Raw genomic sequence first — 25,750 nt, 5'->3', positions numbered from 1 at the left:
AATTTAAGCATCTCACTACAGTGAGTAGGAGATGCTTAAGTCAGTTAATTGGTAATGAGTTCATTACCCGATGCTTCACCTTTTAAGAAAGCATCAATATTTCCTAGTGTTGTTGAAGCAATATTGTCTAGCGCTTCTTCAGTTAGAAATGCTTGATGCCCTGTGAACAGTACGTTGTGGCAAGCAGATAAGCGACGGAAAACATCATCTTTAATAATATCATTTGATTTGTCTTGGAAGAAAAGCTCTTTTTCGTGATCGTAAACATCTAAACCAAGTGAGCCAATTTTCCCAGCTTTTAATGCCTCAATTGCACTAGCTGAATTAAGCAATCCACCACGGCTTGTGTTAATGATCATTACTCCATCTTTCATTTTAGAAAATGAATCTGTATCTAGAAGATGGGTATTCTCAGGTGTTAATGGACAGTGCAGAGTGATCACATCTGATTGAGAAAATATTTCGTCAAGAGTTGTGTATTTCACACCCATATCAATGGCGACTTGGCTTGGGTATGGGTCAAAGCACAATATATTCATTCCCAATCCTTTTAGAATACGCATGGTTGCTAGACCAATTTTACCTGAGCCAATCACCCCAACGGTTTTACCGAAAAAGTTAAATCCAGTAAGGCCTTCTAGAGAGAAGTTAGCATCACGAGTACGTTGATACGCTTTGTGGAAGCGACGGTTTAAACACATCATCATACCAACGGCATGCTCAGCAATAGCCTCTGGAGAATAGGCAGGAACACGAACTACTTGCATTCCTAATTTCTTAGCAGCCTCAAGATCAACACGATCAAAACCAGCACATCGCATAGCGATAAGTTTTGTTCCTTGCTTGGCTAGTATTTCTAGTACTGGTGCTGACAAGTCGTCATTCACAAATGCACAGACAACATCAGCTCCATTGGCAATAGGAGCTGTGCTTTCAGTTAACTGAAAATTGAAAAACTGACATTCAAACTGATAGTTTTGATTGATACTATTGAAAGATGTTTCATCATAAGATTTGGTGCTGAACATTGCGATTTTCATATAATATCCTTACAAATAAACAGGTTATATTTAATTTCACTGTTTCCACTCTACCATTTAGTCTTAAGAATTCTCAAGACAGAATGGGATAAAAAAGGTTTTTAATTAAACTTAATATAAAGATACGTATAAACGCTATAATTTGTTCAGTACTGGTTTTTTATGAGAGTTTAGCGATTGCGTTCTAGTAATTGATAATGTTTATCATTTAGAATCAATGGAAAGATAATGCTTAAGAGGTTGATATTATGATGCAAAAAGTAACAGAGTGGCTTATGCGAGATCCTGATCCTAAAACTCGTGAAGAGCTTCAGTGTTTGGTTGATAGTCATAATACACAAGAACTAGAAGAGCGTTTTCATTCACGTTTACAATTTGGTACGGCTGGTTTACGAGGTAAAGTCGGCGCAGGGCCAAATAGAATGAATCGTTTAGTGATTCAAGAAACCGCTACTGGGTTGGGACATTACCTTATTGACCAAGTGAAAGATGCTAAGCAACGTGGTGTGGTTGTTGGTTACGATGGAAGAAATGATTCAAAGCAGTTTGCACATGATACCGCGAGTGTTTTAACAGCGCTTGGTATTAAGGTATTTTTAACATCAAAAGTAGCAGCAACACCGATCGTTGCTTTTGGTATTAAACATTTCAATGCGGCTGGTGCTGTGGTTGTTACAGCAAGTCATAACCCACCAGAATACAATGGCTTTAAAGTGTACTGGGAAAATGGGGCGCAGATTATTCCACCACATGATTCTGGTATTGCGCAAACTATCGATATTGCAGCAACAAAATCGATTGTAATGATGCCGTTAGATGAAGCCGAAGAAAAAGGGCTACTAGTTTGGTTAGAAGATGATTACTACCAAACTTATCGAAATACAATGAACAGCAATAAATTGCTTTCTAATCATACTGATCCATCAAGTATAACTATTGCTTATACCGCGATGCATGGCGTGGGTGCTGATATGGCCGAAACGCTATTACGTGATGCAGGCTTTAACCATGTATTTAGTGTGGCAGAGCAAAGAGAGCCTGATGGTAATTTTCCAACAGTAAACTTCCCCAATCCTGAAGAGGCTGGCGCAATGGACATGGTGGAAGCATTAGCCGCTTCTGCTAATGCTGATATTGCTTGTGCCAATGACCCTGATGCAGACCGATTTGCACTTGCTGCAAGAAAACCTGATGGTGGATATAAAATGCTAACTGGTGACCAAGTAGGTACTTTATTTGGACATTATTTACTAACGCATACAGAAGCAAGCGGGAAACTGGTTGGTAATACGATTGTGTCATCAACGTTACTTAAAAAAATTGCAGAGTCGATGGGAGCTGAATATTTCCAAACATTAACGGGTTTTAAATGGTTAACGAATGTCGCTATGCAAAAAGAGACGAATGAAAAACAATTTTTATTCGCTTACGAAGAAGCACTTGGTTATACCATTGGGAGTCAAGTTTGGGATAAAGATGGTTTATCTGCTTTAGTTGCCTTTGCACAATTAACGGCGGAATTGGCGACGAAAGGTAAGTGTGTATGGGATCAATTAGAAAGCATTTATCGTCAGCATGGCATTCATATTAATGCACAACGCAGTATTGCTCTTGACCCTAGCTCTCCAGCAATAGGTGAACACTTGCGTGCAAATCAACCCACACACATTGCAGGTGTGAAGATAGATGTTGTCGAAGATTTAAAAGCATCGTTACGTTACTTACCTAATGGGGCAACAGAATCGATCGATTTACCTGCGAGTGATGTACTTATTTATCATCTTGAGAATGGAGCTCGAATTATCGTTCGTCCATCAGGAACAGAGCCTAAGTTGAAGTGTTATTACGAAGTAGTGGCAGATATCTCTGAAGGTGAGGATTATTTTGACAAACAAGTGCAAGCTCAAGCCGCGATGGATAATCTTATCGCCGAGCATCAAAAAAGCTTAACATTTTAATGTGAGATGAAATAAAAACGGCGAGGATAGAACCTCGCCGTTTTTTTATGCGGTGACAAAAGCACTTAACATCCATACGGCCAGAATGATGAATATTCCGCCCATAAACTTATGTTGGTACGTTCTAAACTTAACGTTATTAAGTAATGATTTACCAAGAGTGCCAACCAATGCAACAAGCAGTAAATTAAACAGTAAACCAAGCACATTTAGTAATAGGCCAAGAGCGAGCATCTGCTCTCCAGATGTTGCTGTAATGTTTGTTGAAACAAATTGAGGTAAAAACATTACAAAGAAAACAAGTGCTTTTGGGTTTAATAGATTACTTACTAATGCTCGTTGATAAAAGGTAGTCGCCATTTTAGAACCATCAGTTAATTCAGGTGCTTCATCTGCTTCTGCTCGGATGCAATCCCATCCCATTTTTAGTAAGTACATACCACCAAGAAGGTGTAATGCTTTTAATGCAAGAGGGCTCATTGCGATAAGAGCTGATACACCAAGAGCTGCTAATAACGTCAAAATAATGCCTGACGTTGCATTCCCTAAGCTTGCAAATAATCCTACTTTTCGTCCATAGCTCATGCTTGAACTTGCAATAAGTAGCATATCTGGACCTGGAAGTAATAAGAGGGCAATAACAGCAGTCAAATAAACTGGAAGAATAGTAATATCAATCATTATTTTATTTTAAATTATAAATAAGAGGGCGGATTTTATAGTAGAGTAATCCAGATTTCCATTCTTAAAGATTCAAAATAGAATAAAAAATCAGCATATTAAATATTATAAATAATATTGTTAATATACGGTTGTGTTATTGATTGTTAATTGTATTTAATTAAATACGTTACCTTGCAACCCATTCAGTCTCTATTAGTGTTTTTCCATCTAATTTTAATCGAGCAAGAAAGATATCCCCCATGTGTATTTCGCCTACACCTTGTGGGGTGCCTGTCATAACGACATCACCATCACATAATTGGGTATAACTTTTTAAGTCATTTAAAATCGTTTCAGGAGAATAAATCATTTGGCTTACGCTGCCACATTGAACTCGCATACTATTAATAAATAATTCGATTTGGAGTGCATCGATATTAAGGTTATCAATAGGGATAAAACGGCTGAAGATAGCAGAACCATTAAATGCTTTTGCTCGTTCCCAAGGTAATCCTTTACTTTTAAGTTCAGCTTGTAAGTCACGTTTGGTTAAATCGAGCCCAATGGCCACTGCATGTAATTGTTCATCTTTAATTAGGAAACAAATTTCAGCTTCATAATGTAAGCGTTCTTGATGGAATGAACTTAAAGTAGAAGTGATGCAGGAATTGGGTTTATTAAATACCACCATTTGATCAGGAATCGAATTATTAAGTTCACTAATATGATCAATATAATTGCGACCGATACACAGCAACTTAGTTGGGGTGATCAGCTGCTCTCCAAAACGAATGGTATTCATTGCTTTTCCTTAGCACAAAAATAATTCGAAATTGTATCGTGAAATTATTTCAATTACGTTTAATTTTATTAGTATTTATTAAAAATTCGACATTTAGCTAAAAATTAGAAAATACTGTCATGCAACGGTCAATATCATTTAAATAATAAAAATAACTGAAGTAAGGTCACGAATCGTTATTTTATGTCGTCTTATTTGTGATAATAAAATAAATTTCCCTGTTATATTCCGATCAGTCGGTTACCGACTAAATCTAATAATAAGTAAATAAGGGAATTTTATGAAACTAAATAGTCTGTGCATTGCAGTTATGCTTGCGACCTCTGCTTATGTAAATGCTGCTGAAATATATAACCAAGAGCAAAGCTATCAAGCTGGTAGCCAAGTATCATTTAATGGGGATATATATGAAGCTAAATGGTGGGCAAATCCGGGTCAAAGTCCTGCTGATGTTGCTGCAAATCCATGGGATACACCTTGGGAGCTTATCTCAGAAGGAGATGGTGTAACGCCTCCGCCACCCGTTGTTGATCCTGAAGAGCCTGAGGTTGAATTACCTGAAGGAGATTATCCTCAATATAAAGAGGGTGAAAAATACAAAGGTGGTGATGTTGTTCAAAACGAAAATCAATTATACCGTTGTAAAACAGGCGTTACAGCTACTTGGTGTTCAGGAGCCGCTTGGGCCTATGCTCCAGGAACAGGTACTGCATGGGTAGACGCTTGGGAAAAAATTACCGAAGATGATCTTATTCCACCAGTAGACCCAGAAATTCCACCAGTTGATCCTGAAGTTCCTCCAACGGGCGGAGACTATAAAGTAAATCAATCTGCATTGGATGCTAAAGAAGCGGAATTAACAAATTTTGATGTAATGAATGATGTAAAAGCATCCATTGCCACATTAGATAATGAATCTGTTGAACGCATTATTCCTGGTGCAGAATCAAACCCTGAGAACGTAAAACGTATTGAGCAAATTGTTTCTGAAAGTACATGGAATTTCTTATTCCCTAAGCGTGCTCCTGAATATACATACCGTCATTTCTTGCAGGCAACGGGTAAATTCCCAGCTTTCTGTGGTACTTATGAAGATGGACGTGACTCTGATGCTATCTGTAAAAAGTCACTGGCAACTATGTTTGCTCACTTTACTCAAGAGACCGGTGGACACACTGCTCATTGGGAAGTGCCTGAGTGGCGTCAAGGTTTAGTTCATGTTCGTGAGATGGGCTGGACTGAAGAAATGCGTGGTGGCTATAACGGTGAATGTAATCCTGACGTATGGCAGGGTCAAACATGGCCATGTGGTACGTTTGATAACGGCGAGTTTAAATCATACTTTGGCCGTGGAGCGAAGCAGTTAAGTTATAACTACAACTACGGACCATTTTCTGATGCGATGTTTGGTACCGTTCGAACTCTGTTAGATAATCCTGAAATGGTGGCAGATACGTGGTTAAATCTGTCTTCAGCGGTCTTTTTCTTTGTTTATCCACAACCACCAAAGCCAAGCATGTTGCATGTTATTGATGGAACATGGCAACCAAACCAAGCCGATTTAAATAACGGCTTAGTTCCTGGGTTTGGTGTAACCACTCAGATCATTAATGGTGGTGTTGAGTGTGGCGGCAGTGTTGAAGTAGCACAATCGTTAAATCGTATTAAATATTACAAAGAAATGGCAAATTACCTAGGTGTGCCAATTGAAGATACCGAAATACTTGGTTGTAAAGGCATGAAGCAGTTTGATGCTGCAGGCGCTGGAGCAGTTAATATTTACTGGGAGCAAGATTGGGGATGGTCAAGTGAAACGCCAGATGGTAAAGCTTACGCATGTCAGTTAGTAGGCTATCAAACACCTCATTCGGCATTTAAGTTCCGCGATTATACTAAATGTGTAGAAGCGAACTTCCCGAATATTGAAGTAATTAATGATGTAGATTAATTAGTTAAATAAAGGTAAACACCTTCCAGATGTTTTTGGAAGGTGTTTTTTATTTTTGCAATATAAATAACCATTTTTATATTGTGGTTATTGAGAGAGTAGTCACTTAAATAAGATGGAGAGTTTGTAATATCGTTGTTTTATCAATCGTTTTGGATTAAAGCAATGAATGTAGTAGAACGTTTCTTAGGTTACACAAAGATTAATACGACAACAAACCAAGCTAATGGGGCCGCAGGCATTATGCCTTCAAGTGAAGGGCAATATGAATTGGCTTGTTTGGTTAAAAAGGAATTAGAAGCGCTAGGTTGTACAGATATTCTTCTTCGTGATACCGCTATTCTTACGGCAACTCTGCCATCTAATACCGAAAAAAAATTACCAACCGTTGCTTTCTTTGGGCACCTTGATACCAGCTCTGAACGTACAGAAGACACCCATGCCGTAGTGGTTCATTATAAAGGTGGCGATATTCCTCTCGCAACAGGACCTGTTTTATCTTTAGCTGAATATCCAGAACTAACTAATTATATTGGTCAAGACATCATTGTAAGTGACGGTCAATCATTATTAGGCGCAGATGATAAAGCAGCCATTGCCGCTATCTTAAATGCGTTACAGTTTTTTAAAGACAACCCAGATGTTGAACATGGAACGGTTAAGGTTGGTTTTGTTCCTGATGAAGAGCAAGGTCTTTTAGGGGCGAATGCTTTTGATGTTGACGGTTTTGGTGCTGATTTTGCATACACTTTGGATTGCTGTGGCATTGGTGAGTTTGTATGTGAGAACTGGAATGCAGGTAATGCGGTCGTTACGTTTACGGGGCAGTCTGCACACCCTATGAACTCTAAAGGTAATTTGATTAACTCTTTGTTACTGGCTAATTCATTTATGTCCCGTTTTCCTGAGAAAGAAACTCCTGAGCATACAGAAGGAAGAGAAGGCTATTACTGGATGAAGAAGTTGGCGGGAAATTCTGCCAAAACAGTGCTTAATATGGATATCAGAGATTTCACTGAATCAGGATATGTGTATCGTAAAGCCTTTATTGCTGAACAAGTTCGAATGTTCAATGAAGAAAACAATAACCGTGCAACTCTTGAATTAAGTGATCGTTACAGTAACGTTCATAACTTCTTAAAAGGCTCCATGCTGCCAGTTGATCTTGCATTGGAAGCATATAAGGAAAATGGCATTGAACCTAAAGTTATACCGATGCGCGGTGGCTATGATGGTGCGGTTTTGTCTGAAAAAGGTTTGCCATGCCCTAACATTTTTACCGGCGCACATAACTTCCACTCAATATTTGAATACCTTCCTGTCTCATCTTTAATTGCTGCAAGTAATGTCGTGAAAACAATCATTATTAACTTAACGAAACATGAAGAGGTGTAGTCATGGCTTCGTTATTACTTGTTCTTATCGTTGTTGTTATTGCGGCAAGGATGATTTTAAAGGGGTATAAAGCTGAACCTACTTTATTAATGTCAGGGACGATATTGATTTTCGCAACTGGGCTTTTTGGCTGGGGCCCAATGTTGCCAGCTTCGGTTACATCGACTAATTTTTCAGGATTTGAGCCGTTTAAATACATACAATTTTTAATGGGATATCGAGCGGGAGCGCTGGGGTTAATGATTATGGCTTTGGTCGGTTTTGCTGATTATATGAGTCATATTGGAGCTAACGATGTTGTCGTTCGTTTAGCCACTAAGCCGTATTCAAAATAAAAACATTATGTTGTTCTTTGCTTACTGTATGGCAAGTATCTTACAACTGGCAATTCCTTCAGCTACCGGTCTTGGTGTGTTATTGATGGGAACACTTTATCCTGTGATGTTGGGATTGGGTATTTCTCGTGGTAGCGCCGCGGCGGTTATTGCTAGTTCATTAGCGGTAAGTTTTACGCCAACAGGGGTTGATGCAATACGTGCAAGTGAAGCTTTAGGTATGGACTTGATGAGTTATGTTTCTCATTATCAAGCTCCAACATCGGTAGCAACAATGGTGGTTATCGGTATTATGCATGTTATTTGGCAGACACAGGTTGATAAAAAGCATCCTGAACAATTCGAACAAGCATCAATTGAACAGACACAAAAAGAGGAAGTGTTAGCACCTAGTTATTATGTCATTTTACCTTTGCTTCCTATTATTATGGCTGTTGTGTTTTCTAAACTCGTCATTTCAACGATCAATATGGATGTGACGACGATTGTATTTGTTTCAATGTTTGTTGCTATGTTGTGTGAATGCATAACGAAAAGAAGTTTAAAAACGGTTTTTGATGGTTTCAATGTGTTCTCAAAAGGAATGGGGAGTGCATTTAGCAGTGTGGTTGTATTATTAGTTGCTGCTGGTGTTTTTGCTTATGGAATTCAAGTAACAGGAGCGATTACCAACCTAATCATGATGGCTAAATCAGTGGGTTTACCAAGTGTAGCGATGACGTTTGTTTTTGCTGTAGTGACGTTAATGGCTGCGGTAATCATGGGGTCGGGGAATGCGCCATTCTTGGCGTTTGTTGAATTAATTCCTACTATAGCTTCCAGTATGGGGGCTAACGCAGCGGCAATGCTAATGCCAATGCAACAAGCCTCAGCAATAGGTCGAGCAATGTCACCTGTTTCTGCTGTTGTTATTGCTTCAGCAACGGGTGCCAAGTTAAGTCCATTTGAAGTTGCAAAGCGAACATCAGTTCCTGTTTTAGTCGGCTTTGTGTTTCATTTTGTTATTGTTTACGCTTTTTATAGCTAAATAGTTAATCAAATAAGTACTATCATAATAAAAAGCCACACGACCTAAAATTCCCAAAATAGGTATGTGTGGCTTTATTAGTTTATTAGATTAACGGATGATCATTTGCTCACGCTCAGGACCAACAGATACCATGCTTACTGGCACTCCCATTAACTCTTCAATACGTAATACATAAGCTTGAGCCGCTTTTGGCAAGCTTTCAAAAGTACGACAACCTGTAATGTCTTCTTCCCATGCTTCCATTTTTTCGTACACAGGACTTAATGCTGATGTTTGAGGCCAAATAGGGTTCTCAGTGTGCTCACCAGCATAAGAAGTACAGATTCTAAGATCTGCCATACCACTTAAACAGTCGATTTTTGTTAATGCGATTTCCGTTGCTGCTTGCAGTTCAACACCGTTGCGTGTTGCTACCGCATCAAAGTAACCCATATCACGTGGACGACCTGTTACTGCACCATACTCGTTAGCTGCTTCACGGAAGTTATCTTGTTCTTCCATTGCTGTAACTAAGGTGCCTGTACCAACCGAAGAACTGAACGATTTCGCCACAGCAATAACACGTTCAGGACGTAACGCAGGTAAGCCACTGCCGATACCAGCATAAGCCGCCGTAACATTTGAAGACGTAGTCCATGGGTATTCACCGTAAACTAAATCACGGCCTGCACCTAGTTGTGCTTCAAACAATAAGTTTGCGTCGTTTTTCTGCATTACTTTTAGTGGTTCAGTAACATTACAAATAAATTCACGCCAAGGAGCAGTCACTTCTAATAACCATTCTGTCATTTCTTCAGCGGTTTGGCTGAAGTCACAAGTAGGATAAAGCGCTTTCAGCTGTGGCATTTTCCAATCAAGCATGAATTTAATACGCTCAAGAAGTACATCAGGTTGTTTTAGCCAACCAACAAGAATGCCTTTTTTCATAACACGGTCGCCGTATGCAGGAGCAATACCTTGACGAGTTGAACCGTAAGCACCATCACCTAAACGTAATTCTTCTAATGTATCTTCAAGTGCATGGATTGGAAGGCAAAGTGTTGCACGATCAGAAATGTGCATTTTAACTTCGATGCCAGCGGCTTTTACTTCAGCAATTTCTTCACTTAATGCTGCAGGGCTAATAACCATGCCAGGGCCAAGAACCGCTGTACAGTTTGGGTTAAAAATACCGCTTGGAAGTTGGTGTAGCTTAAAGGTACCAAAGTCATTTACAACAGTATGACCGGCGTTATTACCACCTTGAAAACGAATACTTGCAGCCGCTTCAGCAGCAAGAAAATCAACGATGCGGCCTTTACCTTCATCGCCCCAATTAGCACCAACAACAACAATAGACGGCATAACACAAACTCCTTAATGATTAAGACACTATCCTAATATCAGATTTGCAATATGAGAAATTAATTATAATTATCGACTTGATAAGAAATTCATATATCATATTGAGTGAAATATATTCAAAAAGAGAGTATGAGCATGTTAGATCTTCACTGGCTGAAAACCTTCGTGACATTGGCAGAGTTAAAGCATTTTGGTAAAACAGCAGCAGCATTACATATGACACAGCCCAATGTTAGTTTGCATATCAAACAGTTAGAAGCTGCAACACGCGTGAAATTGATAGAGAGAAATCCTTTTCATTTAACGGAAGCGGGCAATCGCTTATTAATGACGAGCCAAAATACGTTAATGGAGCTGCAAGTATGCCAAGCGGATTTGAATGCGATTAATGATTTGAGTCGAGGAACGTTAACCATTGCAGCAAGCGATATTATCTCGCGTTTATTATTGATAGGGCCATTTCAATTATTTAAGCAAGAATTTCCAGGAATTGATTTCTCATTGCTTAATACCACCTCTTCACAGGCATCTGAGTTAGTAAAAAGTGCAGAGGCTGATTTGGGCTTTGTTATTGCACAGAAAGAGAGCCAACCTCTGCATTTTACCGAATTGCAGCAAATAAAATGGTGTGCATTAGGTAATCACCTTGAAGAGTGGCAACAAGCGTATTTGGATCCTACAATTGTTGTGGATGAAGAACCGACTTTGATTTTGCTAGGGCACGACACCAGAACAAGAGACTTGTTAGACTTGGCGTTACCTTCATTGAAATTACCCAAATATCGAATCATGGAAGTGGGTAGTGTCGATGCCCAAATAGATTGGGCTGAAGCTGGGTTTGGGGTAGCGATTGTGCCTGAGTTTTCTATTCATCCAAAGAGAGATCTTAAAACAAAAGTAACGCCATTACCTGAATTTCCGACAACAAGTTTAGGTTATATAGTTCGTCAAAATCAGATTTTATCTAAGGCAATTAAACAATTATTAAAGTGGGTGGATGACGAGATTATTCGCTCTCAAAAGTAGACATTATTTATCGTTTTACATTGAATTTAAACTGTCTGGTTTGTCAGAAATGGTGTGGCATTTATGATACTGATTATCATTTTAAAGACAGTTATGCTCTAAAAAAGGCTGCGAAAGAACGTTGACAATGCTCATTAAAGGGTCTAGAAATGTAACTAAATATTAATGAGTAACTAATTGACAGTATTGTAAATTGCTCATTAATTAAGGCCGAATTTAGTTAATTCGACAGTTTGTATTCTTATTGTATGTTCAATTCAATGGAGCTAAAACGTATGCCTCTTCATTCCAAAAACGCAGTCAGAGATGATCTTCTTGATGATATTTATTCATCAGCTGACCTTTCGTTATCCATGCCAAAATATAAAATGCCTGAACAAGAACATGACCCACGTCATGCCTACCAAGTCATTCATGATGAGCTCATGATGGATGGTAATTCTCGACAGAACTTAGCAACGTTTTGCCAAACTTGGGTTGAAGATGAAGTCCATAAATTAATGGATGAATGTATCGATAAAAATATGATCGATAAAGATGAATACCCTCAAACTGCTGAATTAGAATCTCGCTGTGTGCATATGCTAGCGGATTTATGGAACTCTCCTGACGCAGAAAACACACTAGGTTGTTCAACTACAGGTTCAAGTGAAGCCGCTATGCTAGGTGGTATGGCATTAAAATGGGCTTGGCGAGAAAAAATGAAAAAACTTGGCAAACCAACAGATAAGCCAAATATGATCTGTGGTCCCGTTCAAGTATGTTGGCATAAATTTGCACGTTATTGGGATATTGAATTACGTGAGATCCCAATGGAAGGCGATCGCTTGATCATGACGCCTGAAGAAGTGATTAAACGTTGTGATGAAAATACCATTGGTGTTGTTCCAACACTGGGGGTGACTTTTACTTGTCAATATGAGCCTGTGAAAGCGGTACATGAAGCGCTAGATAAGTTACAAGAAGAGACGGGTTTAGATATTCCAATGCACATTGATGCGGCGAGTGGTGGTTTCTTAGCTCCGTTCTGTGATCCTGATTTAGAGTGGGACTTCCGTCTTCCTCGAGTTAAATCGATTAATGCATCAGGTCATAAATTTGGCCTAAGCCCACTAGGTGTGGGTTGGGTAATTTGGCGTGACGCATTAGCCTTGCATGAAGATTTGATTTTTAATGTGAACTATTTAGGTGGCAATATGCCGACCTTTGCATTGAACTTCTCTCGCCCAGGTGGCCAAATTGTAGCGCAATACTACAATTTCCTACGTTTAGGAAAAGAAGGGTATCGTAAGATCCACCAAGCGTGTTATGACACTGCTGTTTATTTATCATCTGAAATTGAAAAACTGGGTATGTTTGAAATTATCTATGATGGTAAAGGTGGTATTCCAGCAATGAGTTGGTCATTGAAGGAAGGCGTTGATCCTGGTTTTAATTTGTTTGACCTATCGGATCGAATTCGTTCTCGTGGTTGGCAAATTGCGGCTTATGCAATGCCACCAAAACGTGAAGATTTAGTCATCATGCGTATTTTAGTACGTCATGGATTCAGTCGAGATCAAGCGGATTTATTGGTTGCGGACTTAAAACATTGCGTTGAGTTTTTTGCTAAGCATCCTATTTCTCATGGTAGTGATGAGTTGGAATCATCAGGATTTAACCACGGCTAATCCCTTTCGTCGTGATATAGACATTTTGCTTTTTAGATCCTCTATTGTTCTGTAGAGGATCTCTCCTTCCTAAAAATATAGGAAATAATTATGAATATCGGTCAAATAGGTCGTCCATTTACTTGGGTTCGCTCCAAAGGTTGGGTTCAGTTATTTACTTTACTATGTGTTACTTTCTTCAGTCATTTGGCTTTGGCTGAATCATTAGAAAATCAAGCAACTCAAGATGCATCTAGTGTCTTTGGTTTTCTCTTTTCTTATATTGCACAAAATCCGTTTGTGTTTCTTTTCTTAAGCATCGCCATTGGTTATCCATTAGGCAAAGTAACAATAAAAGGGGTTAATTTAGGCTCAACAGCAGGCACCTTAGTGGTTGGTGTGGCTATTGCTTTACCTGCTTTTTCTATTTATGGATTACATATTAATGCACCGGGATTAGTCTCGGACATATTCTTGATGATGTTTATGTATGCAATTGGTATGAAAGTTGGGCCGCAATTTTTCTCTGGTTTAGCTCGAGGCGGTTTAGACTTTGTAGTTATTGGGTTAATTGTTGTTTTTAGTAACTTTCTTATTGTGTTCTTTGGTTCTAAATTATTGGATTTAGCACCGGGTTATGCGGCTGGGATAATTTCAGGAAGTTACACAGTAACTGCTGTTATGGGCGTTGCTCAATCTGCGATTAATTCAGGAGCCGTTAAAGCTCCTGCAGGTATGACACTTGATCAGATCAGTGCCAATATCGCTGCGGGCTATGCTATCAGTTACATTTTATCAAGTGTATTCATCATCTTACTTATTAAGTATCTGCCTGCTATGTTTGGAATTGATCCAGTAAAAGCAGGTAAAGATGCCGAGGCTGAATTTGGTGCTGGTGGGGACACAGAGGCGTTACCAAGTACCAATGGTTTCTCGAATTTAGGTGTGCTTCCTTTGGATATTCGTGCCTATCGTGTTGATCACCAAGAGTTGGTTGGTCAAGATGTTGAATCATTATTTCATCGCTATCCTCATGCTGCGATTCTTAAAGTTGTGCGCGGTGAGGATGTTTATGAAGCATCAGATAATCCAATACTTCAACTTGGCGATATTATTGGTATTCGCGGTGATTACCATGTCTTGATTGAAGGAGGAGAATCCTCTGTAGGTATTGAGGTAGATGAACCAAGAGCACGTAATGTTGATATTGAAGTTGCGGATATTCACCTAGGTAAATCGGAATATACAGGTAAAACGATAGAAGATATCAGTAAAGAAGTTGGCTTTGGTATTTATATGAAAGCCTTGTTTAGACAAGGGCATCAACTTCCTATTTTACCTCAAACCATTGTCGAAGTAGGCGATGTTATACGTGTGGCAGGGTCTGATTGGTGCGTTAAGCAAGCCGGTAAGAAACTGAACAGTAATCCAATTGTAGAGAGCACGCTAACGGAGACTTTTTACTTGGCACTTTCTTTATTGATTGGTTACGTTTGTGGTCACTTTAGCGTTACGTTAGGGGGGATCCCATTTGCTTTAGGCACATCTGCTGGTTGTATGTTGACAGGGATAATATTCTCGTTTTTACGTACTCGTAATCCTGCTTTTGGTGGACCTATGAGTGAAGGGGCTCGTAGCTTCTTACAAGATATCGGTTTGAGTCTATTTGTTGCGGTATTAGCAGCAACTGTGGGCCCTAAAATATTAGCGTCTTTCCAAGGCATTGTTGTGATTAAAATTGCAGTGTTAGGGTTGGTTGCTGCTTTACTTCCTCCATTATTGGCGTGGATTTATGGTTTATACGTCAGAAAAATGAACCCTGCAATTCTGGCTGGTGCTTGTGCTGGTGGACGTAATAGCACACCTGCAATGAAAGGCGCTCAAGATGAATGCCAAAGCGATATGCCTGCAGTAGGCTACCCTGTTCCTTATGCATTAACATCAATGATTGTTCTTGTATTAGGTTATCTGGCGATGGTGCTGTATTAATTTCGTTTAATTACTTATCCCAGTAGGGCTCGTTACCGAAATATTCACTTAAAAAGTCGATTAACATTCGAACTTTTCGAGGTAGGTAGCGGGTCTCTGGGTAAACGGCATAAGCCTTAATAGAGTTGAAGCGATAATCGGTCATGATTGGTATTAGGGAGCCATTTGCTAGCTCTTCCCAGACAATAAATTTAGGTGTGAATAATACGCCATGTCCAGATACCGCCATTGTTTTTAGAAAATCCCCATTATTTGCGATACAAAAGCTTTCCATCGGAACTGTCATTGTTTTGTTATTGTTATCTATTAACTCAACACCGGACAGTGGTTGTTGGCTATACCTTAATAATTTATGAGATTTTAGATCATTAGGTGTTGTGATATGTCCATGTTCCGTTAGGTAATCTGGACTTACACATAATACATGATGGATAGGGGCGAGTGGTTTCGCTCGTAAAGTTGAATTATTCAGAGAGCCAATTCGAATCGCCAAATCAACACCATCTTCAACTAAATCTATTTTTTTATCCGAAAAATCGATATCTAATTTTAGCTCTGGATGTAACTTTGCAAAATTGTCGAGAGCAGGGACAAGGTGCTTGAGTCCAAAGGTTAATGGAACCGCTAGCTTTAATACACCATTTAATTTGCTACTAGTCGATGATATATGACAATGTAGATCGTCCACTTCATCCAAAATTAATTTACATTTATTCAAATAAACTTGACCAGCTTCAGTCAAACTTGATGTTCGGGTTGTTCGATTAAGTAGCTTCACTCCGAGTTGTTGCTCTAACTCACTAAGGCGTTTACTGATGGCTGATTTGGCAAGATTAAGTCGCTCTGCTGCTCTGGTAATACTGCCAGTTTCAACAACAGTAATAAAAATTCGCATGCTTTCTAATTGCCCCATATCCATTCCTTTATTTGTTTATTGTTCTCTAAATGAGAACAGTGTTTCCTCAGTATTGCTGTTTATCAAGATTCCTTCAATGGCTATTCTTTATACCAAGTGATGAGACATGAAAGATATATGTCTAATTTAATGTATGAAAAGGAAAAATCATGAATAAATTACAACAACTGGCAGCACCAACAGGGCGTTTCTTTTTATCTCTAATATTTGTTACATCGGGTTTAAGTAAAATTACACAATATGAAGGGACGCAAGGTTATATGGAAGCGATGGGCGTACCTGGAGCGTTATTACCATTAGTTATTTTAACCGAAGTTGTTGGCGGTTTAGCCGTGATGTTAGGTTGGAAAACGAGATATGCAGCGTTTGCATTGGCAGGTTTTAGTGCATTATCTGCGTTACTTTTTCATGCCGATTTTTCCGATCAATCTGAAATGACAAGCTTTATGAAAAATATCGCCTTAGCAGGTGGTTTTTTAGTGATATTTGCACAAGGTGCGGGCTCGTATGCGATAGATAATCGTAATAAAAACGAGTCATAGGAGGTTTATATGTCCGAAGTAATGCAAAAAAACAGAACAGTTGTACAAACCATTTCTGGAGTCGAAACATCAGATGGTGATGGTGTAAAACTCACTCGTATTATTGGTACACAAAAGCTAGACGTGCTTGATCCTTTTTTATTGCTGGATTGTTTTGAAAGTGATGATGCTTCAGATTATATAGGTGGTTTTCCAACGCACCCGCACCGAGGATTTGAAACTGTCAGTTATCTACTAAATGGCAAAATGCGCCATAAAGACAGTGCTGGGCATGAAGGTGTTGTTGAATCCGGTGGCGTGCAATGGATGACCGCAGGAAAAGGTGTATTGCATTCCGAAATGCCTGAGCAGGAAGAGGGATTACTGAAAGGATTTCAATTGTGGGTTAATTTACCAAAAGCATCAAAAATGATTGAGCCTGCTTATCAAGAGTATCCACCAGAAACGACACCTTTAGAAAAGCGAGAAAATGGTATTGAGATTCGAGTTATCGCAGGTTCAACAAATCTAGGTACAAAAGGACCAGTGAATAATGTTCATGTTTATCCTACGTATATGGATATCAATATACCTAGAGGACAAATGTTAGAACAAAGCTTACCGTTTGAGCACAATGCTTTTATCTATGTTATTGAAGGTAATGTGGGTATTAAGAGTGATGATAATCAAGTTCAAACTGTTGATATGCGATCACTCGCAGTATTTAGTAAGGGGCAGAACGTTTCCTTTGTTGCTGATGACTCTTCAGCCCGATTTTTACTTGTTGCTGGTAAACCATTAAATGAACCGATTGCTCGAGGTGGTCCGTTTGTAATGAATACTCGTGCAGAAGTATTACAAGCATTTGATGACTTTAACCAAGGTCGATTCCACTAAGGTTGAAAAGCCATGTTATTTAATATGGCTTTATTTTTTTCTTCGTTTTTTAGGTCTTTTCTTATTAAGAACTTTATTTAATAGTTGTATTTGTTCTTCAGAGAGAGGGTATTTATCCATCATTTGGTTTTGAGTACTTAATAGCATGGTTTTTTCCCAAGGCTTAAACACATCAAATTCAAGTAGAATAGCGTCATTGATTTTTATGAAAAGCTCATAATCGTTCATAAGGATCCTTATTGTTGAGAAGAACCATAACATAAGAAATGTATAGATGAACGTTTTATAGCAATCTAAATGAATAACGGCGCATTTTGTTGATAAAAAAGCCTTCTAGTTTTAGTAACCAGAAGGCTGTTATTTAAATATTATTTTTTATTTCACTTCTTCAAAGTTTGGAAGCAAGGTTTTTGGTTCTTCATCAACAAAAGCTTTTTTCGGTGAGTACGCTCTAAAGTAAACAAACCAACCTTCCTTTTCGTTAGTTTGAACCCAATTTGCCTCAGCAACACCTTTAGGTTTCTTTGGAGAGAAGTGTAAGGTGATTGAACCGTCTTTATTATAGACCGAACCTTTGATATTGGAGCCCACATCTGCGCGACCTAAATCGTTTTCAATTATTGCTCTATTTTCAACATTATAAACGGTTATTGTCCAGAATAAATCAGCGTACGTATTTGGGTTTTTGATGGTTAATGTGTAGTGTTTACCGCCATCTAAGCCGTGATCTTTTTCTCCAGAATAGTAATTATCTAGATATACTTGTCCCCAACCACCATTGTCCATACCGTGCATGGCAATGTCATTGGTTACGGCTTCATAAAACCATGCTGCTCGTCCATCTAAATCCATACCATTATTTCGGTCTTGGTTAGGTGTAGATGCGGTTGCTATTTCCCAAGGATTACCTTTTGGACCATATTCTGCATGATCAAGACGACCGGTTTTATTAAAATCGATATTTTTTGTCATAGCTTCACCAACAATAGCTGCCTCTTTTAATAAAGATTGCTGTTTTGGGGTTGGTGTAAATGGTTTTCCTTTTTCAATGCCTAAAGGGCGTAGCATATCCATCATCATACGATCACGCTCTTGCACTGGATTCGCTTGAATAGCTTGGTTAACGACTTCCCAGAATTCCATACCTCGTGGTTGTTTATGGTCAATCCCACGTTTTACATGATAAATTCCTTTGTTTGTTAATGGGTTACCATTTATATCCGTAATGCCTTTTTGAATGGAATTCATCATGGTTGAACGAACTTTGGCATCTTTATTCATTAAACGCACACCAAAAAAGAAGTCATTAGTATCCATTGCAATTAATGTTGCACCTTTTACTCTTGGTACTGAATTTTCTGCTTTGTAAATGACATACTTTCCAGGTTTAGTCATTTGTTCTTTACCAATTTGCCACATGTTATGAACCGCACCACGTAATTGGGTATCTGGAAGATTAATTACAATTGGTCCATTATTTAAGTTCATATAACCAATTAAATAAGGTGTTGAAGTGTTATAAGTTAAGCCTCCTAGTTTGGACTCGTAGCCTGCTTGGTAAACGAGTTGGCCATTTTCTGTTCCCCAAGTTTGGTAGTGATCGTTTTTCCATTTATAGAAACTTACGATCGGTGTTGCCCAAATATATCCTTGTACTGCACGTTGATAATCCAATTCATCAAATAATTTCTGTGATGTTTTGTTAGTTGGTACGCCATGCTCAAAGCCATTTTCAAAGGTGAGTTGGCCACTGCGTGTTTCTAGAGTTTCATAACCTCCAGATGGAAGGTAATCATTAGCGAATGTAGTGAAACTTATTGTGCCTAGCATTAAAGCGATGAGTGTTTTTTTCATGTGTTTATCCTATTGAACTGTTGGTTATTTCACGCAGTTAATTTTTTCAAATTCACCAGGGACCCAAGAACCATCAAATAAACTTTGTTGAGGACCATAAAAACGGATCAAGGAGAACCAGCTGTCATTATCAAATTGCAACCAGTTATTTTTGGCTAATTGCACATTCTCTGGCGCGGTTGGACCAAAGAATAATGTGACAGAGTCATCACTGTTTTTAATTGGATTATCACGATCGCCAAGTGAAGGCCATTGATGATTTTCAACATTAACACCCGCAGCCGTTGCTGCATCATAAGCGGTGACCGACCAGAATAAGCTAGCAGGTACATCTGCAGGAATGTGTAAAGAGTAATTACAAGAGCCAACTAACGGATTGAGGTCTTTATCTTTATATGCACCAGCGTATTTAGCTCCTGCTCCTATTTTGGCGTTAATCATTCCTGAAGACATAGAATAATGGTTGGTGTACATATGAGTGATAGCATCGACATTGGTGTAGCCGGTTTTTATATTGTGATAATAAGGGTCTGATAGCGCATGATATTGATTCCCTTTGTCAGTTAATGCGTGAGCAACCCACGATGGTGCTTCTTTCCAAAACCATGTATCACCAGTGGTTTTACTTGATTTCTCATCAAAGTTAAGGGCAATCTCTTTGCTAATTTTCCAACCAGTTTGAGCGGCCTTTGTTAGCATCTCTTTTTGCTTTTCTGTTGGTGTAAATTCAGCTCCTTTGCTTATCCCAATTGCGGCCATGACACCATTCATATATGGATCAAACGTAGCCAACTCCATATTTTGAACGGCTCTGTTTAATGTTTCATAGAATCGATAATCGTTATCCCAAATCGATTTAGAAGGAACATCAGAGACATTAAAGAATTCCATTGACTCAGCACTGCCATTTAGTGGATATACTTTGATTTCTTTTACTCGATTAACTGCAGGCTCAAGGTTATTCATGTCTTTAAAGAAAGAGCGAAGGAATAAGAATACTTCAGAAGTATTTGATTCATAAATAAAGTATTTATCTGCTAGCTGGGCGTAATCTTCACGCTTTTTATTTGGCGGTAAAATAAGAAATTTCGCCGCTTTACCTTTGTCAGGACCAGCATTACCAATATCACCTAAATATTGTCCACCCGGTTGGTTTTTATCTAATGGACCTCGTAGTGGGTGGTGGTACATATCATCCATTAATGATTGTAAACCTGCGGGATGTTCTATAATTAAAGGACCGGTTTCTTTCATATCTAGCCAGCCCATTGCATAGATAACATCTGAGTTTGGTGTGGTTATTAATGAATTGGGTTTTAAACGATCTTGGTAAATGGCTATTTTATTATAGGCGGTACCATTCATTAGTTCTGCGTGACCTTCTTGCATCGCTTTCATATTTACAATAGGCAGAGCCCATTGATATAGCATGGATGCACGTTGAAAATAGCTTTCATTTTGAAGGATTTTTTGACTGGTTTCTGTCGGAAATCCACCGTTCATTTCTAAGTTAGCCAATGTTGAATATCTATCTGACATAGAAGATACGGCATCAGGTGAACTGCTCGCAGATGCATTACACGTGATAGCGAAAATTGATATAGCAAGTAAGGTTCTTTTCATGTGTACTCCAATATAAGGCAAAGGTATTTGCTCAACTGAATTACATTGTTGTTTATTTTTGATAACCTAGATAATGAATTGAATGGATATGAGATATATCATTTAGTCATTATTGGTGGCGTGATTCGTTTATGGTACTAATTTGGATAAGTAAGTAGGACAAAATGAAGCATAAAATTCATCAGCTGGATCTTAATTTACTCAAAGTGTTTACGGTTTTATTAGAAGTTCGTAATACCCGAAAGGCATCTGAACGTTTGTTTTTAAGCCAGCCTGGTGTCAGTAGGGCACTTGCTCGATTAAGAGACTTCTTTGAAGATGAATTGTTTATACGCAGTCATTATGGCTTAACGCCAACCCCTAAGGCATTAGAGATTGGAGATAATATTGCGCCTGCAATGACTTTACTTTTTTCTGCTTTAGAACCATCAGATAAATTTGATAGTTCACAGTTAGAGGGAAGAATAAATATCGCTATGAATGGTTTTATTGCTCCGTCCATTGCTTCTAATTTGTGTGGCATTATTCTAGAAAAAGCACCAAATGTTGAAGTGGTATTTTCTAATTGGGACAGGGCAACGCCTGAAAATATTTTGCATGATCAAATACAGTTAGGTTTAAATTATTTTCCATTAGAAATTTCAAAACAGCTTTCTCAGTCGGTACTGACCACCGATCGTTTTGTATTGATTGGACGTAAAGAACACCCTCTAATTACGGGTGAAGAAAGCTTTGAAAATGCAGCTCAATTAGATATTGCGACACTTGTTATCCCAAATTGGAATGAGCATAAAGCTTATGTGGTTAATTCTTTAAAATCATTAAATAAAGAATGTCGCATGAGGCTGAGAAGCAGCTACCTTGATGTCATCTTAAATTCAATACAACGAACGGATATGCTTTTTCCATGCTCAGAATCATTAGCAAATACCTTAGGTAGTGACTTTCAGAAACTACTATTGCCAGATGATGTTATTCAACCGGGTGGAGAAATAGGGCTTGTTGTAGCGAGTAAAAATCGGAGAACTCCTTTAATTAAATGGTTAAAGGAGTGTACTCAAGAGGCAGCCGCTGAGATTAAGATTGATTAAAAAGAGTCATTAATTACTCAACTCTATTCTTCATTGATTGAATCAATAAATCATATAGAGCTCTTGCTGCGGGCCCTGTTTTTGCGCCTTTAGGTAAAGTTAAATGCAAAGGTACTTGGTAACTTGATGCGTTTTCAATATGTAAAACTACCATCTCTTTATCATTATGCTGTTCAATCACATGTTGCGGTAATCGGCAGTAACCTAAGCCTTGTTTGGTTGCTTGCCATGCATGGTCAAAATTATCGACTGTAATGCGTTGATTTGACTTTAACCATCCCACATCTTGCTTGTTGCTCGCACCGAGATCTCGGATTACGATTTGGCAATTGGTGGTGAGATCAGCCAAGCTAGGGGCGGGTAGGTTTGCAAGTGGGTGGTGGATGGATACGACGGGTAACATGCGTGTGATTCCAAAGGCTTCACACGGGTGATTGGTAATAGGCAACGTAATAATGGAAATATCAGCGCTTTCAGAGGTGACCATATTACTTGTTTTAGACAGCGAGGTTTCTACAACCTGAACGGAAGTGGAGGTATTCTCTTTCATAAACGTGGTCATGGCACGATATAACCATGAACGGTCGCATAAGTGATCGATAGCAATAGTAATTTCAGCTTCTACACCTTGTGACAGTTGGGTACTGATTTCTTCAAGTGCTCTTGCCTGCTCTATCATTGATTGCGCCCTGCGTAACAGGGATTTCCCATCATTAGTTAAAACGGCTCGACGCCCTTCCACTTTTAGTAGTGATAAACCGAGTTGATCTTCTAATTTTTTTATCGAATAGATCAGCGTGGTATGACTTTTATTTAATGTATTGGCTGCTGCTTGAATACTACCTGCATTATCTATTTCAAATAAAGTTAACCATTGGTCTAACGTTGTTTTTAATCTCATCTGTCTAAAATACCCACAGTTATGTGCAGTTTTATGAACTTTTATGTGTAATTTATCTAGGTATTATAGCACTCAACGCAAAGGAGGTAACGGATTCGTTCCTCGACATTTGATGATTCATTGGAGAATAAAGATGAGTAAATTACTGCAAGTTGATTTTGATTTTGCTGGCCCATTTGGTGATGAAATGGCTGCAATGATGACAGGTTTAGCTGAGTCAATTAACAAAGAGCCGGGTATTATTTGGAAAATTTGGACAACCAGTGAGCAATCACAACTGGGTGGTGGGATCTATCTCTTTGAAGATGAAGCAACAGCACAAGCGTATTTAATCATGCATTCTGCTCGTTTAACTGAAATGGGTATTAAAAATATTCGAGGTCATATTTTTGATGTGAATGCTGAGTTATCTGCCATTAACAACGCACCGATTGCTTAAACTTTTGAGTATTGAATAATGAAGAATAAAACATTTTTAACTATTCACGGTGTTATTTATACCTGTTTTGCTTTTGCTCTATTTTTTATACCAAGGTTAATGTGGCCTTTGTATGGCGTTGAGCTAAATGACCAATATGCGGTGTTTTTATCACAACATACGAGCATTTTTCTGGGGGCTATTGCTGCGGTTAGTTTTTTAATGCGAGATATTGGCTCAAATCCTGTAGCGAAAAAATTATTTTTAGCATTATTGATAGGAAATATCTTAGGTGCGGTTATTACGACCTATGCTGGTGTGATTGGGATCTTCGTTGGTTTTGGTTGGAGTGATCCTGCCTTTTTTATCCTTTTGTCTATTCTGACCTACGTGCAATTTAAAAAAGCATAAACAGAGAAACCCTACTTATGATTGAAATCTGAAGTAGTCACATAAAGTAGGGTTTTTGTGTTATCAACTTAAGTCGATTTAAAACTTATAATTTAAGCCAGTAGAAATAATGTATTCAGAGTTATCGTAGAAAGTGATATTTGATTGTTCTGTGCCATATCCTGCAAAAGCTACGAGCGACCAATCTTTCCAATCCATTATGTTTTTGTATTCATAAGCAGCAAATAAACTGAGTTTATTATTCTCACGTGTTTTATCATAAATCGGATTTGTCGATTCATATTGACGTTGAGCATAACCGGCAGTTAATACAATTTGATGTCTTTGCATTAATTTAAATACGCTGAGTTCTACACCGTATTGGTCGTATGAATTTGCTTTGCCATCGGCAGAAGAGGATTGATAAATAATCGATGGCATCACAAGCATTGTTCTGCTTAGTGGTTGTCTATATTGTCCTTTTAAATAAATCGTATTAGCGTCGCGTTTGAGTTCATCGATAACCGTGTCGGTATCAACTTCCTTTGTTGCAAAGGCACTATCAAGGCTAAAGTTTGAACCTGCAATATTTTTCAATTGAAAACGAAATGCATTGCCTGATTCATCTGTTTTTGTTCGAGATTGATTGACTAAATATGGATTTTCCCACGTCTCACTTGACATGATAGTAGGAAGAATAGCGAAATCCATGACCATTCTGGATTCAAATTGATATCTATAACCTACCTCTAGCACAACAATACCTGTTGCCACATCCTGACGGCTTGTACCTGTATATACTTGCTGATTTAGTGCATCACCAAAGGTGTAAGTGATGCTTCCTAGTGGGAACGCAAGAAAACTATCTTCAGAGGTTGGTGCTTGAGTGTTAGATGAAATTATGTCACTTCCTTCAGTATTGAAGTTAGATGTCGATGAAGCAAAGCCCGCGGTAATTGCTATTTCACCACTGACACCTTCTTGATCTGCAAGTTGAGCCATTGCTGGAGATGCTGTTACACATAACATAAGCGATAACTTACGTAAATTCATGAATAGTCAATCCTAGTGTTATTATTATTTAATTAACTATATTGAAACAGTAACGCAGAAATATATCAACAAAGAAGTCGAAGTAAAAATTATAAACTTTGTTTATATTGCTTTGGAGTAGCAGCAACAACACTTTTAAAATTGCGATGGAAGTGGCTTTGATCGGTAAAACCAAGATCTGTCGCAATAGATGCAATGTTTTCCCCATTTTTTAATAATGATTTAGCTTTATTTATTCGCATAACAATTTGGTAAGCATGAGGTGTAATTCCGTATTGTTTTCTGAATGAGTGGATAAGGTAGAATTCACTTAATCCAGATACTTCAGCAATCTCAGAAATAGAAATATTCTTATCGAAGTTATCTGAAATATATTGATATGCACAATCGATCGCCTTTTTAGAAATGACATCAAGAGAAGGGTTGTTTGTATCTTTTAAAATCAATTCAGAAAAAAAGTTGATTGCTGTTTGTTCTACTTTTATTTTTGATTCATCTTCTATAAGAGTATGAGACAGAGATTGAAAACCTCTATAAATGAAAGGGCAATCAGTATGGGTTATTTGAAAGGGTCTGAATGTATTATTGTTATCATTTAATATTTGAGATTGTAACTTTGCAATCCACTCTGGTTCTACGTAGAGCATTTTATAACTCCAATTGGTTCCTTTCTGTGGATTACAGGAGTGAACTTCTTCGGGGTTAACTATTACCGTAGAACCAGGGGATATCGTTTGTTTTTTATTTTGATTGAAATACTCACTAATCCCACTATCCACGACACCAATTGAAAATTCTTGATGTGTATGTTTTTTATAGCAGGCGCTTGAATTACTTGAATAACGTAATTCAAACGGAAGAATTGATGATCTTAAAAAGTGAGGATTTGAATTAGCCAACATAACGT

General features: G+C 38.3%; 22 protein-coding genes and 1 pseudogene. 12 read left to right on the top strand and 11 right to left on the bottom strand.

Annotated elements, in window-relative coordinates; all coding sequences use genetic code 11:
* Positions 1 to 44: 44 nt before the first annotated feature.
* Entirely contained in the window at positions 45 to 1,040 is a 996-nt protein-coding gene (locus GNP81_RS07590; protein WP_011261688.1) for a 2-hydroxyacid dehydrogenase, read from the bottom strand.
* 248 nt (positions 1,041 to 1,288) lie between these two features.
* On the opposite strand from GNP81_RS07590, the gene GNP81_RS07585 reads away from it, so the two are divergent.
* Positions 1,289 to 2,998: a phospho-sugar mutase gene (locus tag GNP81_RS07585; protein ID WP_155658785.1), complete on the top strand. Its 1,710-nt coding sequence runs from the start codon at positions 1,289 to 1,291 to the stop codon at positions 2,996 to 2,998.
* Positions 2,999 to 3,043: 45 nt separating this feature from the next.
* Here the strand turns inward: GNP81_RS07585 and GNP81_RS07580 are convergent, their stop codons facing one another.
* Both GNP81_RS07580 and GNP81_RS07575 read right to left on the bottom strand, forming a co-directional pair.
* Entirely contained in the window at positions 3,044 to 3,679 is a 636-nt protein-coding gene (locus GNP81_RS07580) for a LysE family translocator (RefSeq protein ID WP_011261690.1), read from the bottom strand.
* A gap of 169 nt (positions 3,680 to 3,848) precedes the next feature.
* Entirely contained in the window at positions 3,849 to 4,463 is a 615-nt protein-coding gene (locus tag GNP81_RS07575; RefSeq protein ID WP_155658784.1) for a fumarylacetoacetate hydrolase family protein, read from the bottom strand.
* 280 nt (positions 4,464 to 4,743) lie between these two features.
* Here GNP81_RS07575 and GNP81_RS07570 point away from each other — a divergent pair, with 280 nt between their 5' ends.
* From GNP81_RS07570 to dcuC, 3 genes and pseudogenes are all read left to right on the top strand, one after another.
* A complete protein-coding gene (locus GNP81_RS07570) occupies positions 4,744 to 6,411 on the top strand; it encodes a glycoside hydrolase family 19 protein (protein ID WP_155658783.1) in 1,668 nt (555 codons plus the stop codon).
* 165 nt (positions 6,412 to 6,576) lie between these two features.
* Complete coding sequence (gene pepT / locus GNP81_RS07565; RefSeq protein ID WP_063647349.1) at positions 6,577 to 7,806, top strand: peptidase T; 1,230 nt, start codon at positions 6,577 to 6,579, stop codon at positions 7,804 to 7,806.
* Between the two features lie 2 nt (positions 7,807 to 7,808).
* Positions 7,809 to 9,168, top strand: a pseudogene (gene dcuC / locus GNP81_RS07560) (C4-dicarboxylate transporter DcuC).
* A gap of 90 nt (positions 9,169 to 9,258) precedes the next feature.
* Here the strand turns inward: dcuC and GNP81_RS07555 are convergent.
* Entirely contained in the window at positions 9,259 to 10,515 is a 1,257-nt protein-coding gene (locus tag GNP81_RS07555) for an adenylosuccinate synthetase (RefSeq protein WP_005418817.1), read from the bottom strand.
* Positions 10,516 to 10,650: 135 nt separating this feature from the next.
* Here GNP81_RS07555 and GNP81_RS07550 point away from each other — a divergent pair, with 135 nt between their 5' ends.
* The 3 genes from GNP81_RS07550 (at position 10,651) to GNP81_RS07540 (ending at position 15,179) form a co-directional block, all read left to right on the top strand.
* Entirely contained in the window at positions 10,651 to 11,541 is an 891-nt protein-coding gene (locus tag GNP81_RS07550) for a LysR family transcriptional regulator (RefSeq protein ID WP_047863452.1), read from the top strand.
* A 275-nt stretch (positions 11,542 to 11,816) separates the two neighbouring features.
* Entirely contained in the window at positions 11,817 to 13,211 is a 1,395-nt protein-coding gene (gene gad, locus GNP81_RS07545) for a glutamate decarboxylase (protein WP_155658782.1), read from the top strand.
* A gap of 90 nt (positions 13,212 to 13,301) precedes the next feature.
* Positions 13,302 to 15,179: an aspartate:alanine exchanger family transporter gene (locus GNP81_RS07540; RefSeq protein ID WP_012534226.1), complete on the top strand. Its 1,878-nt coding sequence runs from the start codon at positions 13,302 to 13,304 to the stop codon at positions 15,177 to 15,179.
* A 10-nt stretch (positions 15,180 to 15,189) separates the two neighbouring features.
* Here the strand turns inward: GNP81_RS07540 and GNP81_RS07535 are convergent, their stop codons facing one another.
* Positions 15,190 to 16,092 (bottom strand): LysR family transcriptional regulator, encoded by a 903-nt coding sequence (locus GNP81_RS07535; RefSeq protein WP_012533793.1) that lies wholly within the window; start codon positions 16,090 to 16,092, stop codon positions 15,190 to 15,192.
* Between the two features lie 152 nt (positions 16,093 to 16,244).
* Between GNP81_RS07535 and GNP81_RS07530 the strand changes: the two genes are divergently transcribed.
* Both GNP81_RS07530 and GNP81_RS07525 read left to right on the top strand, forming a co-directional pair.
* Complete coding sequence (locus GNP81_RS07530; protein ID WP_011261698.1) at positions 16,245 to 16,637, top strand: DoxX family protein; 393 nt, start codon at positions 16,245 to 16,247, stop codon at positions 16,635 to 16,637.
* A gap of 9 nt (positions 16,638 to 16,646) precedes the next feature.
* On the top strand, positions 16,647 to 17,513 hold the full coding sequence (locus tag GNP81_RS07525) for a pirin family protein (protein ID WP_063668925.1): 867 nt from the start codon (positions 16,647 to 16,649) through the stop codon (positions 17,511 to 17,513).
* Between the two features lie 30 nt (positions 17,514 to 17,543).
* Here GNP81_RS07525 and GNP81_RS07520 read toward each other — a convergent pair whose 3' ends face one another.
* The 3 genes from GNP81_RS07520 to GNP81_RS07510 all read right to left on the bottom strand — a co-directional run bounded on the left by GNP81_RS07520 (position 17,544) and on the right by GNP81_RS07510 (position 20,990).
* A complete protein-coding gene (locus GNP81_RS07520; RefSeq protein ID WP_011261700.1) occupies positions 17,544 to 17,741 on the bottom strand; it encodes a hypothetical protein in 198 nt (65 codons plus the stop codon).
* A 147-nt stretch (positions 17,742 to 17,888) separates the two neighbouring features.
* Positions 17,889 to 19,343 carry a DUF1214 domain-containing protein gene (locus GNP81_RS07515; protein ID WP_236798235.1) on the bottom strand — a complete coding sequence of 485 codons (1,455 nt, stop codon included), beginning with the start codon at positions 19,341 to 19,343 and terminating at the stop codon, positions 17,889 to 17,891.
* Between the two features lie 48 nt (positions 19,344 to 19,391).
* Positions 19,392 to 20,990 carry a DUF1254 domain-containing protein gene (locus tag GNP81_RS07510; protein ID WP_155658780.1) on the bottom strand — a complete coding sequence of 533 codons (1,599 nt, stop codon included), beginning with the start codon at positions 20,988 to 20,990 and terminating at the stop codon, positions 19,392 to 19,394.
* A 164-nt stretch (positions 20,991 to 21,154) separates the two neighbouring features.
* On the opposite strand from GNP81_RS07510, the gene GNP81_RS07505 reads away from it, so the two are divergent.
* Positions 21,155 to 22,081 carry a LysR family transcriptional regulator gene (locus GNP81_RS07505; protein WP_155658779.1) on the top strand — a complete coding sequence of 309 codons (927 nt, stop codon included), beginning with the start codon at positions 21,155 to 21,157 and terminating at the stop codon, positions 22,079 to 22,081.
* Positions 22,082 to 22,094: 13 nt separating this feature from the next.
* Here the strand turns inward: GNP81_RS07505 and GNP81_RS07500 are convergent, their stop codons facing one another.
* Complete coding sequence (locus tag GNP81_RS07500; RefSeq protein WP_155658778.1) at positions 22,095 to 22,982, bottom strand: LysR family transcriptional regulator; 888 nt, start codon at positions 22,980 to 22,982, stop codon at positions 22,095 to 22,097.
* A 133-nt stretch (positions 22,983 to 23,115) separates the two neighbouring features.
* On the opposite strand from GNP81_RS07500, the gene GNP81_RS07495 reads away from it, so the two are divergent.
* Positions 23,116 to 23,421, top strand: coding sequence for a monooxygenase (locus GNP81_RS07495; protein WP_155652956.1), 306 nt, complete (start codon positions 23,116 to 23,118; stop codon positions 23,419 to 23,421).
* An 18-nt stretch (positions 23,422 to 23,439) separates the two neighbouring features.
* Positions 23,440 to 23,811: a hypothetical protein gene (locus GNP81_RS07490; RefSeq protein WP_155658777.1), complete on the top strand. Its 372-nt coding sequence runs from the start codon at positions 23,440 to 23,442 to the stop codon at positions 23,809 to 23,811.
* A 78-nt stretch (positions 23,812 to 23,889) separates the two neighbouring features.
* Here GNP81_RS07490 and GNP81_RS07485 read toward each other — a convergent pair whose 3' ends face one another.
* Positions 23,890 to 24,843, bottom strand: coding sequence for a DUF2860 domain-containing protein (locus tag GNP81_RS07485; protein WP_155658776.1), 954 nt, complete (start codon positions 24,841 to 24,843; stop codon positions 23,890 to 23,892).
* Between the two features lie 89 nt (positions 24,844 to 24,932).
* Positions 24,933 to 25,745: an AraC family transcriptional regulator gene (locus GNP81_RS07480; protein ID WP_063647359.1), complete on the bottom strand. Its 813-nt coding sequence runs from the start codon at positions 25,743 to 25,745 to the stop codon at positions 24,933 to 24,935.
* Positions 25,746 to 25,750 lie beyond the last annotated feature (5 nt).

This window comes from Aliivibrio fischeri (genome assembly GCF_009727955.1).
Taxonomy (GTDB): Bacteria; Pseudomonadota; Gammaproteobacteria; order Enterobacterales; family Vibrionaceae; genus Aliivibrio; species Aliivibrio fischeri_A.
The sequence above is the reverse complement of the archived record's forward strand: the minus strand, read 5'-3'. Positions and strand labels throughout refer to the sequence as shown.

Excerpts from the sequence above, each read along its gene's own strand:
- GNP81_RS07500 (WP_155658778.1), bottom strand. The coding sequence starts at position 22,982 with ATGAGATTAAAAACAACGTTAGACCAATGGTTAACTTTATTTGAAATA.
- GNP81_RS07495 (WP_155652956.1), top strand. The coding sequence starts at position 23,116 with ATGAGTAAATTACTGCAAGTTGATTTTGATTTTGCTGGCCCATTTGGT.
- GNP81_RS07485 (WP_155658776.1), bottom strand. The coding sequence starts at position 24,843 with ATGAATTTACGTAAGTTATCGCTTATGTTATGTGTAACAGCATCTCCA.
- GNP81_RS07540 (WP_012534226.1), top strand. The coding sequence starts at position 13,302 with ATGAATATCGGTCAAATAGGTCGTCCATTTACTTGGGTTCGCTCCAAA.
- GNP81_RS07590 (WP_011261688.1), bottom strand. The coding sequence starts at position 1,040 with ATGAAAATCGCAATGTTCAGCACCAAATCTTATGATGAAACATCTTTC.
- GNP81_RS07555 (WP_005418817.1), bottom strand. The coding sequence starts at position 10,515 with ATGCCGTCTATTGTTGTTGTTGGTGCTAATTGGGGCGATGAAGGTAAA.
- gad (WP_155658782.1), top strand. The coding sequence starts at position 11,817 with ATGCCTCTTCATTCCAAAAACGCAGTCAGAGATGATCTTCTTGATGAT.
- GNP81_RS07480 (WP_063647359.1), bottom strand. The coding sequence starts at position 25,745 with ATGTTGGCTAATTCAAATCCTCACTTTTTAAGATCATCAATTCTTCCG.
- GNP81_RS07515 (WP_236798235.1), bottom strand. The coding sequence starts at position 19,343 with ATGCTAGGCACAATAAGTTTCACTACATTCGCTAATGATTACCTTCCA.
- GNP81_RS07575 (WP_155658784.1), bottom strand. The coding sequence starts at position 4,463 with ATGAATACCATTCGTTTTGGAGAGCAGCTGATCACCCCAACTAAGTTG.
- GNP81_RS07490 (WP_155658777.1), top strand. The coding sequence starts at position 23,440 with ATGAAGAATAAAACATTTTTAACTATTCACGGTGTTATTTATACCTGT.
- GNP81_RS07520 (WP_011261700.1), bottom strand. The coding sequence starts at position 17,741 with ATGAACGATTATGAGCTTTTCATAAAAATCAATGACGCTATTCTACTT.
- GNP81_RS07505 (WP_155658779.1), top strand. The coding sequence starts at position 21,155 with ATGAAGCATAAAATTCATCAGCTGGATCTTAATTTACTCAAAGTGTTT.
- GNP81_RS07580 (WP_011261690.1), bottom strand. The coding sequence starts at position 3,679 with ATGATTGATATTACTATTCTTCCAGTTTATTTGACTGCTGTTATTGCC.
- GNP81_RS07510 (WP_155658780.1), bottom strand. The coding sequence starts at position 20,990 with ATGAAAAGAACCTTACTTGCTATATCAATTTTCGCTATCACGTGTAAT.
- GNP81_RS07585 (WP_155658785.1), top strand. The coding sequence starts at position 1,289 with ATGATGCAAAAAGTAACAGAGTGGCTTATGCGAGATCCTGATCCTAAA.
- GNP81_RS07525 (WP_063668925.1), top strand. The coding sequence starts at position 16,647 with ATGTCCGAAGTAATGCAAAAAAACAGAACAGTTGTACAAACCATTTCT.
- GNP81_RS07570 (WP_155658783.1), top strand. The coding sequence starts at position 4,744 with ATGAAACTAAATAGTCTGTGCATTGCAGTTATGCTTGCGACCTCTGCT.
- GNP81_RS07530 (WP_011261698.1), top strand. The coding sequence starts at position 16,245 with ATGAATAAATTACAACAACTGGCAGCACCAACAGGGCGTTTCTTTTTA.
- GNP81_RS07535 (WP_012533793.1), bottom strand. The coding sequence starts at position 16,092 with ATGGGGCAATTAGAAAGCATGCGAATTTTTATTACTGTTGTTGAAACT.
- pepT (WP_063647349.1), top strand. The coding sequence starts at position 6,577 with ATGAATGTAGTAGAACGTTTCTTAGGTTACACAAAGATTAATACGACA.
- GNP81_RS07550 (WP_047863452.1), top strand. The coding sequence starts at position 10,651 with ATGTTAGATCTTCACTGGCTGAAAACCTTCGTGACATTGGCAGAGTTA.